Here is a 13,715-nt window from a genome sequence, read left to right as displayed (position 1 = left end):
GCTCGCGCTCGACGGGGCGGAAGACGCCGCCTGCGAGCATGATCGCACGCGATGTGTTCCTGGAGCAGAGCTGCGCATCCTGCGACGACGAAGAACCGCGTACCTGATACCAGGTACGCGGTTCGGGGTGCGCACACGCGGCGTCGGCTCGCGGGTTCGCGGAGCCCGGCGTACAGGTCGTCGAGGAGAACGTGCCATCGGGGCTGTCCGGGATCCTCGAGGCCCCTCAGACACGGTACAAACGGGGATGTGTCCCATGCCCCGCGAACGTCCGAAGGCGCGGTTGACCCGCCGCCGCCGACGGGCAGCATCATGCGGTGTTCCCCTCTGGGGGCCAGATGCGGCCGGTTCGGCCGGGCGGCGGGTCGGCTGCTTACGGGGCGGCGGGCGGCTGCCCGGTCGGGGCTGCCAGCGTGCGCCCGACCCAGACTCCGAGCAGTGCCTGGATCAGGGCGATCAGCAGGGTGATGGTCAGGACGATGCCGGCGAGCGGCGGGAGGCCGGCCAGGGCGGCGGTCGTCCGGGCGACCTCGGCCACCGGAGCCCCGCCCAGTGCCTGCACCGCGAGCGGGAGTGCCCACCCCAGGACCGCGGCCACGGACGCGGTGAGGTAGCCGCGGGACGTACGGGGGGCCTTGCGGGGGAACCGGCTGGTAGCACCGACCACTGCGCCGACGAGGAAGGGCATGAACCAGAGGCCGACGAGCGTGCCCAGGGCGGTCGCCGCGATGCCGCCGCCGACCGTCACCGCGGCGACCACCGGGCGGCGTGGAGCGCGGGCGCCGCGGTCGACCGTCGTTGTGGGGTCCGAGCCCCCGTCAGCGTCGGAGCTGCGGGTGTGGTCACCGGGTGTCGCCACGGACGGGTCAGTGTCCTGATCGGAGGCCTGCGTTCTTGTGTCCGTCGTCTTCGGCATAACCTCACCCTTCGCTTCGCAAGGTCCAGCGGATATCGCCCTCGCCCTGCTCGTCGGCGGTGCGCAGCGGGCGCAGCGACCCCTCCCACCAGTCCGGAGCCAGGTTCTTGTACCAAGGGGAGGCGGGGTTGTCGCTCTGGCCTCCGGGGTAGATCGCGCGGGCGTCCGCCTTGCCCGCCGAGTTCCAGCCGACGACCATTCGAAGACTGGGCCCGTAGTCGGAGCGCAGGCCGTTCTCCGCGACGTTGACGGTCCAGGGGCTGCCCCCGGCCGGGTACGGACCCTCGCCGAGAGAGGGCGCGCCGGTCAGCGAGGGCACCACTCGTTCGTGGATGCGGCCCCACTTCCACTCGGCGGGCTTACCGCCGAGCCGGCCGTCCAGGTACGCGACCGCTTCGGTGAACGCGGCGCGCATCGCGTCGGGTGCGGTGCGCCGCGTCTTGCCCGGGGCGGTGAACGCCGGGTCCTTTGGGCTGGTGAAAGTCCACTTCTCCAGTGCCTGCATCAGAGCCACCGGGGTACGCAGTAGGTCCAGCCCAGCCGGGTCGATGTCCACCGGTACCTTGGCGGCGTCCCACCACGGCCTGAACACCTCCTCGACGTAGCCGCCGTAGAAGGCGAACCAGATCGTGGCGGCAGGGGAATCGACGTCCATGGAGGCGTTCCATCCGGCCAGCAGCTCGCGGGCCGCCTTCTGCTGCTTCGTCAACTTGACGCCCTCCAACGCCTGGAGCAGCTTGGGCACCATGCGCTGTGCGAGTTCGTCGGTGACGTCGTTCTGCAGGGCCGCGAAGCCGTCCGCGGTGTGCTGCCGGCCGGGCCGGGACAGTTCCGCGAGGATGCGATTCGTGCGGTAGCCGGCGTCAAAGTTCGCGGCGGGGCCGATGTAGTACGGGTAGTCCGGGCCTACCGGTCGTTGGTTGGCGGTGACAACAAACCCGGACGGCGGGTTGTAGACCTGCGGTACCGCCTCGAAGGGGATCGCGCCGACGACGTCCGAGTCGCCCGTGCCGGGGAGCGGACCGCGGGCGTCGCCGGAGGCGATCTGCGGGTAGGAACCCGGGGCGATCACACCGATGTTGCCCTTCTTGTCGGCGTACGCGAAGTTCTGGGCCGGGGCCTGCCAGCTCCGCAGCGCGTCGCGGAAGCTGTCCCAGTCAGTGGCGGCGTTCAGGTCCAGCAGCGCGGCGAGGTTCTGAGAGGGGCGATTGCCCATCCACTCGACCGACGTGGTCTCGCCCTTGCTCGTCAGCAACGGACCGTGCACGGTGAGCCCGACCTCGATCGGAACGGAGGCGCCGCCGCGGACCGGAATGGTGTACTTGACCTTCTCGACGGGGCGCCAGGCGCCCTTCCAGAAGTAGGAGTCAGGACGCCGGGGATCGGTTTTCTCCCGATAGAAGAAGGTGGACTGGTTCTGCACGGCCGTGATGGACCAGGAGATGTCGGCGTTGCGCCCGATGAGGACGGCGGGCATGCCGGGCAGGCTGGAACCTGTGACGTCGTAGCCGGGGGACTTGAGCGAGATCTGATACCAGTACGAGGGGAGTGCCAGCTTCAGATGCGGGTCGCCGGCGAGGAGGGCCCCGCCGCCGGCCGCCGGGCCGTTTGCCACCCATGCGTTGCTGTTGGGGTAGAGGTGGCGGGTGGTCTCGGGGAGTTTGGCCATGTCCCGCAGCACGGCGGTGGCGGCCTCCGCGGTCGCCTCGCTGGTCGTGGCCGGGTCCGCGGAGTCCGGGCGTGCCGAGGCCGGGGTCGCAGTGGCGGCGGGGCCGGGGGTGGACGCGGAACGGGGGGCGTCAGCGGCCGAGGCGGACGTGCCGTTGCCAGCGACGCCCGGACGGTCCGCGACCACGGCCGCATTGGCGTTGGGGCTGTGGAGCGGAGCGAGGCCCAGGTCCTTGTAGGGGCCCGGGTCGTACGGGTGCTGCTTGTTGGCGGGCAGCACCGGGAACCACTCCGACGCCTGCTTGGCACCGAGCGAGGTGCTCAGCAGGGCGTAGGTCAGCGGACGGGTGTCGAAGCTCAGCGTCTGGGTGAGTACTCCCTGGACTACCAGGCTGTCCACCGGGGTCCAGCGCTCCGGCCGTACGCCGGTCAGTCCGTAGACGGTCGGCCACTGCCCGTTCTTTTCCAGCTCGGCAAGCCGCGCGTTGACGCCGGCCGCGTACGCGGTGAGCGCCTTGGCGGCTCTGCCGTCGCGGGGGGTGGCCGCCCAGGTGGCCTTCGCCGTGCGGTGGATGCCCAAAGTCAGCTCAAAGATGTCCGAGTCGATACCGGAGGGGCCGTTCAACTCCGCCAGCCTGCCCTTGCCCAGGCGCCGCTGAACGTCCATCTGGACCAGGCGGAACCGGGCTGCGAGGTAGCCCTGCGCGGTGAACAGGTCCTCGTCCGAGGAGGCGCGGACCGAGGCCACGCCGTCCGCTGTGAAGGACACGTCCACGGGGCGGTCCAGCCCGGGAATGCGGATCTGCTCGTCCGTGGGGAGCCGTGCGTCCTCGGCCGACGGCCACACCCCGCCGCCGGGCATGAGGGCTGTGCCGAGGGCGGGCACCGGCCCGATGCCGACGGCAAACACGAACATGGTCACGGCAGCGGTGCAGACGGCGCCCAGCATCGCGGCCGCGCGGCGGATCCTGGCTCTCATGACTCTCCTGTCGCCCATGGTCAGCGCCGTGCGCTGTTTCGGACCTTGATCCGCGTGTACTCGACAAGCCCCCAGTAGCCGTACTCCACGCCCAGCCCGGAGGACCGGACGCCACCGAACGGAACGTCCGGCCGCAGATCACCGTGGGTGTTGATCCACACGGTGCCGCTGTCGAGGAGCGGGGCGAACTCCTCGGCCAGCTCCGGCGGGCCCCACAGCGAGGCGCCCAGGCCGTAGCGGGTGGCGTTGGCCCGGCGGACGGCCTCGTCCGGGTCGTCGTACGCGATCACCGGGATGACCGGACCGAACTGCTCCTCCACCTCCAGGTCGCAGCCCTCGGGTAGACCGGTCACCACGGTCGGGGCGTAGAAGTGTCCCGGGCCCGGCAGCCGGGCGCCGCCGGTCACCACCTGTGCGCCGTGCGCGACCGCGTCCTCGACCAGGGCTTCCACGCGCTCCAGCTGGGCGCGGCTGACCAGTGGGCCGAACTCGGCCTCGGCGTCGTTGCCGGGGCGTACGACGGCGGCCGCGGCGAGGGCCGCCAGCGCCCCGACGAGTTCCTCAGCCTGTTCCCGCTGGACGTAGATCCGCTTGACGGCGGCGCAGAACTGGCCGCTGTTGGCGAGGGCGGCGTGGAACAGCGCCGGGGCGATCGCGGTGACCTCGGCACCCGGGAGCACAATCGCCGCGTCGTTTCCGCCGAGTTCGAGGACGACGGGCAGCAGCCGGTCGGCGGCCCTTCGGGCGATCGCCCGGCCGGTCTCCACCGAGCCGGTGAAGGAGATCATGTCCACCGAGGGGTGCGCGGTGAGGGCCCGGCCGAGCGCGTGGTCGCCGGAGATGACGTTGAGCACACCGCGCGGCAGGCAGTCGTTGAGCAGTTCGCCCATCCGCAGCGTGGAGAGCGGGGTCTCCGGCGAAGGCTTGACGACCACCGTGTTGCCGGCGAGCAGCGCGGGGGCGAACTTGCAGACCGACAGGATGATCGGGAAGTTGGACGGGGCGATCGCCGCTACGACCCCGTGTGGGACCCGCTCCACCGTGATGTGGGCACCGTCCTTGGTGGTCGGCTCCTCGGGGACCAGTCGCAGCCCGGCCGTGTGCTCGAACCAGTCAGCAGCAAGCCGTACTTCGGCCCGGGCGGCGGCCAGCGGCTTGCCCTGTTCCCTGCTGAGCAGCGAGGCCACCTCCTCCAGGTGTGCGCCGAGGGCCTCGCCGCAGGCGCGCAAGGCCGCGCGACGTTCGTCGGCAGGCAGCCGGCACCAGTCCGCGGCGGCCGCGGCGGCGGCTGAGACGGCGGCGTCGAGCTGTTCGGGGGAGCACGCGGGGGACTGAGCGAAGGGCTCACCGGTGGCCGGGTCCTCCACAGGCAGTTCGGCTGCGCCGGGCACCACCGCGCCGCCGATGGTCAGGGACGGTGTCATGCCCGGGCCTCCGCTTCCGGCGCGGGACCGGCGAGCTGCGTGCGCAGGCTCAGCGGGCGCATGTCCGTCCAGACCTCTTCGATGTGGGCGAGGCAGGTCTCCTTGTCGCCCCGCACTCCCGCGTCCCGCCAGCCCGCCGGGAGCTCACGGCCCGCCGGCCACACCGAATACTGCTCCTCGTGGTTCATCACGACCCGGTACTCTGCGACCGGAGCCTGAATGTCATTCGCTGAACTTGACACTTGGATTCCCTCCTTATATTCCTTGTGGAATTGCTAGGGTGTCGCCGAAACGCCGTCCAACGGCTTGTCCGATAACGCATGGAAAAGGTTGTTCAGTGATGGATGAAATCCAGGTTCCCCAAGTCCGGTGGCCGGAGCGGAGCCCGGCGGGTGACTGGCTCAAGGGCGCATCCGCCGTGGTGGTGATCGGGGTGGACGTGGACGCCGAATCGCCCGTGCTGGCCCGCGGAGAGCACTACATCAGCCACCTCACCACCATGTCCCACCAGGCATACGGGCCTCGGGCCGGGGTGCCGCGGATACTCGACCTGCTGGACAGATACCGCCTGCCGGCGACCTTTTTTGTACCCGGCGTGTCGGCTGAGCGATGGCCTTCTGTGATGGAGTCGGTTATGGAAAGGGGGCACGAGATCGCGCTGCATGGTTTTACCCATCGGCACCCCGTGCACCTCTCCGAGGGCGAGCAGCGCGCGGAGATCGAGCGCAGCCTGGAGACGTTTTCCCGATTTGGTGTTCAGCCGGTCGGGTACAGGGCGCCGAACTGGGAGATGACCCGGTACACCCTTGATCTCCTGGGCGGATTCGGGCTGCGTTACGATTCCTCGCTGATGGACGACGACCGCCCGTACGCGCTGCGGAGCGGCGGTGGCGCGACCATCGCCGAGCTGCCGGTGCAGTGGTTGCTTGACGACTGGGAGCAGTACGCCTTTCTGCCCGAGCCGAACATCGGCCAGCTGATCGAAGCGCCGTCCAAGGTGGTTGACCTGTGGACCGCCGAACTGGAGGCCATGCGCGGCTTCGGTTCGTTGTGCATGCTGACCGTGCACCCGTTCCTCACCGGACGGCCCTCGCGACTGCGGGCCCTGGAGCAGTTCATCCAGTTCGCGCTCTCCCGGGGCGATGTGCGGTTCGCCCGCGCCGACGAGGTCGCCGAGCTGGTCCTCGCCGGGCAGTCGTAGTCGCGGACCCCGTCTGGGCCGGGTCAACTCCTGGCCCCGGTGGGGTGAGTGGCGGCCCGCGGGGCGAACAAATCGTCCACGCAGGCCGTCACCAGCGCGGCGAGACTGGACACGGAGCGCTCCTCGGGCAGTCCGGCAACCTCGTAGGCGAGGGGCAGTTCGGTGCATGCGGTGATCACCGGAAGGTCGTGCTGCTGCCACAGCCCTCGTACCGCAGCGGCCAGCACGGCGCCGCTCTCGGTTGGGCGGTTCGCCTTCACCAGGACACCCGCCCGGTGGATCTCGGCCTGCGCGGAGTCGTCCGGGATCAGCAGCCGGTATCCGAGTTCGGCTGCCCGTCGCTGGTAGATGCCGCTGTGCACGGTTCCGGTGGTGGCCGCCAGCCAGCCGCCCGCTGGGCTGGTACGCATGGCGGCCTGCAATGTGGCGTCGGCGATGTGCACCACGGGGACGGGCAGCAGGCCGCCTTGGAGTCGGTCGATGAAGACGTGCGCGGTGTTACATGGCACCACGAGCAAATCCGCACCCCAGGAGGCGAGTTGTTCCAGGGCGGCGCGGATGCGCGGCAGCGGTTCGTCAGAGCCGGAGAGGATGGCGCCGGTGCGCTCGGGAATCCCGGGCTCCGACAGCATGACGATGCGCGGGTGCTCTTGGTCCGACCGCGCGGGGACCGCGAGGGAGAGCAGCCGAAGGAACTCCGCGGTGGCTGCCGGCCCCATGCCGCCGAGCACTCCGAGCGTTCGTGCGGACGCGGTGGCCGTCGTGCCGGTGGCCGGTCTCTGGTCGACTCGTATCACGCCTCTGCCCCCTGCGGATCCCGGCGCGGGCACGGGGATCACGTTGTCTTAGCCGAATGTGATTCGCTGGGGCGAATGCCTGTGGCGGCCCCCGGTCGGGAAAGGCGACGGGCGGCCCGTGAGGGTCACGCGCTTGTCATGGCACCGACACGAGAAGCGCCCGAGAACAAGGAAGACTGCGCCGGTCTGAAAGTCGGATGATCCCATCGCTGCGGCGTACCGTACCACAGGGGATCACGCGCGCAAGTCAGTCGCCCTGACCGCCGCCTCCGGTGTATCGGTGCAGGCCAGAGCGTGTGCGGATCAAGGAATTCAGATCCCTTGCGGAGAGCGTCAGGGGCGTGCTTGGATGCGAACGCCTGCTCCAACCAACTCGCCGCCGGCAGCGTGGCTGACTCCCAACCCGCCTGCGACAGCCAGCATGTTGATGCTAGTTCACCGAGTTCTCAATGGGGGAACCGCAAGTGATACAGGACGAAAGCAGCACCGCGACCACGCCATCGGTAGAGGCGGTTGAGTTGCCGACGGCAACACTTGCCGTCGTGGACATCTGGTCCGACGTACTCGAAGTGGCGCCGGACGAGATCGACCCCGAGACCTCCGACTTCTTCGCTCTCGGTGGCTACTCCCTGCTCGCCCTCCAAGCCATCGGGCGGCTGCTCGCCGCTCACGGCATCGACCAGGACACGGCCCTGGAGCTGGAGGGTCTGCTGCTCAACGAGCTCTTCGAGCAGCCCACCGCCGCCGCGCAAGCGGCCTGCCTCGTCGCGAACTTCCCGAGGTGACGCGACTCCCGTCGCTTCCGGGAGCCCCCGCCGCCGTGCTTTCTCGCTGAAACACCACGTCCCGGCCGGTCGTCCGGCCCTCGTCTGCGCGCCCGCGGCTCCCCGACGCTGCCGCTGGCGTCTTCACGCGTGCGTGTCCGCCCTGCCCGCCCGGGTCCGGGGGCCGCACACCTTCGATCTCCGTTCCTCATCGAGTCCACGCCGTAGCCAGCCCGGCCCGTGCCGCCAGGTCGTCGTGGTGTTCCCTCGGGAGGCTGATGCAGGAAGGTGTCTCGTCCATGACGACGCCCGACGCGAGTGCCGCGTCGCCGAAGGACCTGTTCCGCCGGGCCAAGGTCAGTGCGGCCGACGAACGCGTCTTCATCGCCAAACTGCTTGTCGCATACGGCATGTGGACCGCTGGCGCGGCGCTCGTCCTCTTCGTGGAGGCATGGCCCGCCCGGCTGCTCGGCGTGGTGCTCATCGGCGCCATGTACGCCCACTGGCTGGAACTCCAGCACCAGTGCCTGCACCACTCGGCCTTCCGAAGGGCGCGCTTGAACCGGCTGGTCGGGGTGCCGCTGGGAGTGCCCATGCTGGTGTCCTACAGTCACTACCGGGTGCGCCATTTGCAGCACCACCGCTACCTGGGGACGGACCAGGACTCGGAGTTCTTCGGCTTCGACTCGCGGCAGCCGGTCACCTGGTCCGCGCTCGTCCGGGAGACGTTCGCCTTCGGTCGACTGGCCGCCGCGGTCGCGGACATCTCTCGGTGCTGGGCCGGTACGTGGTCCTACGACATCGGTCAGATCTCCAAGGACCGCGAGCGCGAAGTGAAGGCCGAGTACCGGATGTTCACCCTGCCGATCCTCGCCGCCGTGGCGCTAGCCGCCTTCGGACACGGCGAGGTGGTCCTGTGGCTCTGGCTGCTTCCGCTGCTGGTCGCGGTGCCGCTGCACTTTCTCATCGAGCTGCCCGAGCACATCCTCTGTGACAACCTGTCCACTGACGTGCTGCACAACACGCGCTCAATCACCGGTAGTTGGTTCAGTACCTGGTACACCAACGGCAATAACCTGCACATTGAGCACCACGCTGCCATGATCGTGCCGATCAACCAGCTGCGTGGCCGCCACGAGCTGACACTGGCGTACGCAAAGCACACGTCGCCCAGCTACCCCCAGTTCTTCAGGGCCATAGCGCGGGAGGCCCAGGCCAACGCGCGTAGCGCCCGCACGCGTCGGGAGAAGCCGTGACGGCCGCATCCACCCGGGCAGGCGGTCGCTATCCGCTGACCCCCGGTCAGCTGGGAATGTGGTTCCTGGAACGCATGTCGGGGTCGTCCGTCTACACCGACCCGATGACCTTCCGGCTCACAGGACCGCTTGACATCCCGGCGCTGCAAAGGGCCTTGGAACTGCTGCGGAGCCGGCACGCCGCGCTCCGCACCACCTTCCCGCTGGTGGACGGCAGCCCTGTACAGCAGGTCTTGGACGACAGCGGCGTCGAGCTACCGGTGATGGACCTCTCCGGGCTCCCCGCAGCCGAGCGGGAGGCGCAGCTGGCGTCGCTGCTGGCCGCCGACCAGACCACCCCCTTCGACTTGGCCCAAGGTCCCGTGGTGCGTGCCTTCGTGGTTGCCCTCGGGCGCGAGGAACATGCCCTGCGTCTCACCATGCACCACCTGGTGTCCGACGCCTATTCCTGGTGGAACGTCCTGCTGCCCGAGCTCGCCGTGCTGTACGGCGCCGAACGCGAGGGCGTACCGGCGGACCTTGACGAGCCAGCGGCACAGTTCCCCGACTTCGTGCGTTGGCAGCGCGAGTGGAGCGAAAGCCCAGGCCATCAGCGTCAGTTGGAGTACTGGTCGGAGCGGCTGGCCGGCCTGAAGCCGGTGCCGTTGCCCCGTCCGCGCTCTGCCTCGGCCGGGGCGCGGGCACACTCCGACGGGAGGGCCGGCGAGACCGTGGCCACCCGGTGGAGTACGGTGCCGCGCGCCGTACACGACCGGATGCGTGACGTGTACCGGGGCGAGCGGGTGACTCCGTTCATGCTGCTACTGGCGGCCTTTGTCGTGGTGCTGCACCGCCGGTCGGGTGCCACTGACATCGCGGTCGGCACGCGCACAGCGGTGCGCAGCCGTCCCGAGTTCGCCTCCGCGGTCGGCTTCCTCGTCAACCTCTTGGTCATCCGCACCGAGGTCGACCCCGGGGCGGCCTTCCGGGACCTGCTCGGGGACGTCCGCCGGGCCGCGCTGGGCGCCTACGCACACCGCGACCTGCCCTTCGAGCGGGTGGTGGAACAGCTTGGTCCGCGCCGCGGCGGGGGCTTCCGCTCCCCAGTGAACGTGCTGTTCTCACACCAGAGCACCCCTGAAGTACCGCCGGCCTTCCCCGGCCTGACGGCCCGGCTTCTCAACCACGATCCCGGCACGCTCTACGACATCGACCTCGTCTTCTACGAGGAGGACGGCGACCTGCGGGCGCTGCTCAGCCACCGCCGCTCCCGATTCTCCGACGAGGACGCCACGTCGCTGCTGGCGGAGCTCAACGCGGTCGTCGCCGCCGCCGCCGAGGACCCCGGGATCCCGCTGGCCACGCTCATCGCGACCACGGGGGCGCACCATGCCGCATAGTCCTACACCCGCCGGACACCGCCCGGGCCCCGGTTCCAGGGCACCGAACGCGCTCGCTCCGCTGTCGGTCACCCAGGAACAGCTGTGGCTGCTTGACCGGCTTGACCCCGGGAACGCCGCCTACAACTCCACCATGCTGTGGCAGCTGGACGGTCCGCTGGACGTCGATGCCCTGCGGCGGGCGCTGGCTGCCGTTGTCCACCGCCAGCAGATGCTGAGGGCCTGCGTCGTTGTTGCCGACGGCGTACCCCACCAGCGGCTGGTCGGTGAGGTCGAGGTGCCGCTCACCATCACCGACCTCACCGGGCTGCCCGACGCGGATCGCCGCGCGGCGGCCGACCGGACGGTCGCCGAGGCTGCGCACCGGCCCTTCGATCTCGGTCGACCGCCCCTCTTTCGGGTGGAGTTGGTGCGCACCGGCACCGAGAGGCACGTGATGGCGCTTGTCATCCACCACATCGTCTCCGACGGCTGGTCGGTGCAGGTGCTGCTCCAAGAGGTCGCGGACCTGTACGCGGGCGAGCTCACCGGCGTCGAGGTGCCGTTGCCCGAGCTGGTGGCGCAGTTCACCGACTACGCGCGTGAGCAGCGTGAACGGCTCGCAGGCCCACGGGGAAAGGCACTGCTGGACTACTGGACCAGGCAGTTGGCCGGTGCCCCCGCCGCCTTGGACCTCCCCACCGACCGTCCGCGGTCCGAAGGTGCGGACTTCAGCGGCGACCGGTACGTCTTCCAGGTACCTGACGAGTTGCGCACCTCGCTCAGCCGACTCGCCAGGTCCTCCAGGGCCAGCATGTTCATGGTTACCCTCGCCGGATTCACGGCACTGCTGTCGCGGTTGACCGGTCAGCAGGACCTGTTGGTGGGCACCCCGGTGGGCAACCGGGACAGGCCCCAGTGGGGGCCGCTGGTCGGCTACTTCGCCGACACCCTGGTGATGCGCGGCGATGTCGGGGGCGACCCCACCTTTCGCGAGCTGCTGAGTCGTACCCGCACCACCGCGCTCCAGGGCTTCGTCCACCGGGACCTGCCCTTCAGATCCTTGGTGGAAGCGGTGCGGCCGGAGCGCGTGGTGAACCGCAACCCGTTGTTCCAGGTGATGTTCATCCTGCAGAACATCCCTCCTCGCCGGCGCCGGGCCGAACTGCCGGGCGTGGTGATGACCCGACTGGACGACGTGCGCACCACCTCGATCTTCGACCTGCGGTTCGACCTGTTCGAGTTCGCGGACGAGATGCGCGGCCAGCTGGAGTACAGCACCCGGCTGTTCGACCACTCCACGATCGAGCGGACCGCCCAGCAGTACCTGGCGCTGCTCACCGACGCGTGCGCCGATCCCGACCGTCCGGTTTCCGCGCTCGACCTGGGCTCCGCGGGCCCGGCCGGCAGCGCCGCGGGCTTCAACGACGACCTCGGGGGGTTCTGAGATGTGCGGCGTCACCGGATACGCGGACCTGGCCGGCAGCGGCCTCACCGAGGCTGACGAGGTGCTTGACCGGATGACCGCGACCCTGCTGCACCGCGGCCCGGACTCCGGCGGTCGGCTGGTGCGAGCCGGGGTCGCGCTGGGCTTTCGCCGACTCAGCATCGTCGGACTGGAGGACGGGGACCAGCCGATCACCAACGAGGACGGCTCCGTTGCGATGGTGTGCAACGGCGAGATCTTCAACCACCGCGAGCTGCGGGCGGAACTGGAGGCCAGAGGCCACAGGTTCCGCACCCGTACCGATGTGGAGGTCATCGTCCACCTCTACGAGGAGCACGGCACTAGGCTGCTGGAACGACTCAACGGTCAGTTCGCGTTCGCCGTACACGACACCCGGCGCCAGCGGCTCTTCCTCGCCCGCGATCACATGGGCATCCTGCCCCTGTACTACGCGGTGGCGGGTGGCCGGTTTGTCTTCGGGTCCGAGATCAAGGCTGTGCTGGCGCACCCGGCGGTGCCCCGGCGGGCCGACCTGACCGGCCTCGACCAGGTGCTGACCTTTCCCGGCACCGTCGGCGCGCGCACCCTGTTCCAGGGAGTGAGCAGCCTGGAGGGCGGCCACTTCCTGCTGGTGGAGGACGGGGCGGTACGCACGGAGAAGTACTGGGACCTGGACTACCCGGTGGACGTGCCCGGGGAGCCGGCCGAGCACTCCGACCGGTACTACGTGGGCACCCTTCGCGAACTGCTGGAGCAGTCGGTGCGCCGGCGGCTCCAGGCGGACGTGCCCGTCGGCTACTACCTGAGCGGCGGGCTCGACTCCTCCCTCATCGGCGCGCTCGTGCACCGCGCCACCACGGGGGCGGTGCCCCGGTCCTTCTCCATCACCTTTCCCGGCCGGGACATCGACGAGTCCCGCCACCAGCGCCTGATGGCGCGGCAGTTGGGGTCGGTGCACACCGAGAGGGAGTTCCGCCCGGGCGACATCGCAGCCGGGCTGGTCCGGATGGTCAAGCACGCCGAATGCGCGGTCAAGGAGACCTACAACACCTGCTCGATGGCGCTGTCGGCGGCGGTGCGGGATTCCGGTACCCGCGTGATCCTCACCGGCGAGGGCGCCGACGAACTCTTTGCCGGCTACCTGGGCTACCGCTTCGACCTCGGCGGCCGGCGGTCGGCCGGTGGCGACCCCTTCGAGGAGGACCTGCGCCGCACCATGTGGGGCGATCCGCACCTCTTCTACGAACGGGACTACCACGCCTGGAGGGAGTCCAAGCTCGACCTGTACGCCCCGGACCTTCGGGACGCCCACGCTGAGTTCGACTGCCTCGCCTGCCCCGTCGTTGACCCGGAGATGTTGCGCGGGCGCCACCCGGTGCACCAGCGTTCATACCTCGACTTCAAGCTCCGGCTGTCCGACCACCTGCTCTCCGACCATGGGGACCGGATGGCGCTGGCCAACTCGGTTGAGGCCCGGTACCCGTTCCTCGATCCGGATCTCGTCCGCTTCGCGACAACCGTCCCGCCCCGCCTGAAGGTGACTGCAAGCACCGAGAAGTACGTGCTCAAGGAGGCCGCTCGGGGGCTGGTGCCGGAGGAGATCATCCACCGGGAGAAGTTCGGGTTCCGGGCCCAGGGCAGCCCCGCGCTGCTGCGCGAACGGATCGAGTGGGTGGAGGACCTGCTCTCGTACGACCGGATCAAGCGGCAGGGTTACTTCGATCCCGACGTGGTCGAGCACCTCAAGGGGCAGTACCGACAGCCTGGCTACGAGGTCCACCCGCACCTCGGCGACGACCTCATGCTGGTCGTCCTCACCTTCGGCGTACTGCTCGACACCTATTCCCTTCCCGACGCCTGAACCACTGGGGTGGCCGCCGGCCCCCCGTCTGATGGAGGAAGCTC

Annotated in this window: 11 protein-coding genes; 6 read left to right on the top strand and 5 right to left on the bottom strand. The window is 69.7% G+C overall.

Annotation, left to right across the window (positions count from 1 at the left end; all coding sequences use genetic code 11):
- Positions 1-373: 373 nt before the first annotated feature.
- The 4 genes from JJV70_RS01215 to JJV70_RS01200 form a co-directional block, all read right to left on the bottom strand.
- Positions 374-859 (bottom strand): hypothetical protein, encoded by a 486-nt coding sequence (locus JJV70_RS01215; protein WP_219045597.1) that lies wholly within the window; start codon positions 857-859, stop codon positions 374-376.
- Between the two features lie 61 nt (positions 860-920).
- Positions 921-3,563 (bottom strand): penicillin acylase family protein, encoded by a 2,643-nt coding sequence (locus tag JJV70_RS01210; protein ID WP_219045596.1) that lies wholly within the window; start codon positions 3,561-3,563, stop codon positions 921-923.
- 20 nt (positions 3,564-3,583) lie between these two features.
- Positions 3,584-4,987 (bottom strand): aldehyde dehydrogenase family protein, encoded by a 1,404-nt coding sequence (locus JJV70_RS01205; protein WP_219045595.1) that lies wholly within the window; start codon positions 4,985-4,987, stop codon positions 3,584-3,586.
- Positions 4,984-5,208, bottom strand: coding sequence for an MbtH family NRPS accessory protein (locus tag JJV70_RS01200; protein WP_219045726.1), 225 nt, complete (start codon positions 5,206-5,208; stop codon positions 4,984-4,986). The genes JJV70_RS01205 and JJV70_RS01200 overlap by 4 nt, the downstream gene beginning before the upstream one ends.
- A gap of 119 nt (positions 5,209-5,327) precedes the next feature.
- On the opposite strand from JJV70_RS01200, the gene JJV70_RS01195 reads away from it, so the two are divergent.
- Complete coding sequence (locus JJV70_RS01195; RefSeq protein ID WP_219045594.1) at positions 5,328-6,188, top strand: polysaccharide deacetylase; 861 nt, start codon at positions 5,328-5,330, stop codon at positions 6,186-6,188.
- Between the two features lie 23 nt (positions 6,189-6,211).
- Here JJV70_RS01195 and JJV70_RS01190 read toward each other — a convergent pair whose 3' ends face one another.
- Positions 6,212-6,919: an amino acid racemase gene (locus JJV70_RS01190; protein ID WP_308294640.1), complete on the bottom strand. Its 708-nt coding sequence runs from the start codon at positions 6,917-6,919 to the stop codon at positions 6,212-6,214.
- Between the two features lie 608 nt (positions 6,920-7,527).
- Here JJV70_RS01190 and JJV70_RS01185 point away from each other — a divergent pair.
- From JJV70_RS01185 to asnB, 5 genes are all read left to right on the top strand, one after another.
- A complete protein-coding gene (locus tag JJV70_RS01185) occupies positions 7,528-7,770 on the top strand; it encodes an acyl carrier protein (RefSeq protein WP_219045592.1) in 243 nt (80 codons plus the stop codon).
- Between the two features lie 278 nt (positions 7,771-8,048).
- Positions 8,049-9,005, top strand: a complete 957-nt coding sequence (locus tag JJV70_RS01180; RefSeq protein ID WP_219045591.1) for a fatty acid desaturase — start codon at positions 8,049-8,051, stop codon at positions 9,003-9,005.
- Positions 9,002-10,384, top strand: coding sequence for a condensation domain-containing protein (locus JJV70_RS01175; RefSeq protein WP_219045590.1), 1,383 nt, complete (start codon positions 9,002-9,004; stop codon positions 10,382-10,384). The genes JJV70_RS01180 and JJV70_RS01175 overlap by 4 nt, the downstream gene beginning before the upstream one ends.
- On the top strand, positions 10,374-11,810 hold the full coding sequence (locus JJV70_RS01170) for a condensation domain-containing protein (RefSeq protein ID WP_219045589.1): 1,437 nt from the start codon (positions 10,374-10,376) through the stop codon (positions 11,808-11,810). The genes JJV70_RS01175 and JJV70_RS01170 overlap by 11 nt, the downstream gene beginning before the upstream one ends.
- A gap of 1 nt (position 11,811) precedes the next feature.
- Positions 11,812-13,671: an asparagine synthase (glutamine-hydrolyzing) gene (gene asnB / locus JJV70_RS01165; RefSeq protein ID WP_219045588.1), complete on the top strand. Its 1,860-nt coding sequence runs from the start codon at positions 11,812-11,814 to the stop codon at positions 13,669-13,671.
- Positions 13,672-13,715 lie beyond the last annotated feature (44 nt).

The organism is Streptomyces sp. JJ66, assembly GCF_019303495.1.
Lineage (GTDB): Bacteria > Actinomycetota > Actinomycetes > Streptomycetales > Streptomycetaceae > Streptomyces.
The sequence above is the reverse complement of the archived record's forward strand: the minus strand, read 5'-3'. Positions and strand labels throughout refer to the sequence as shown.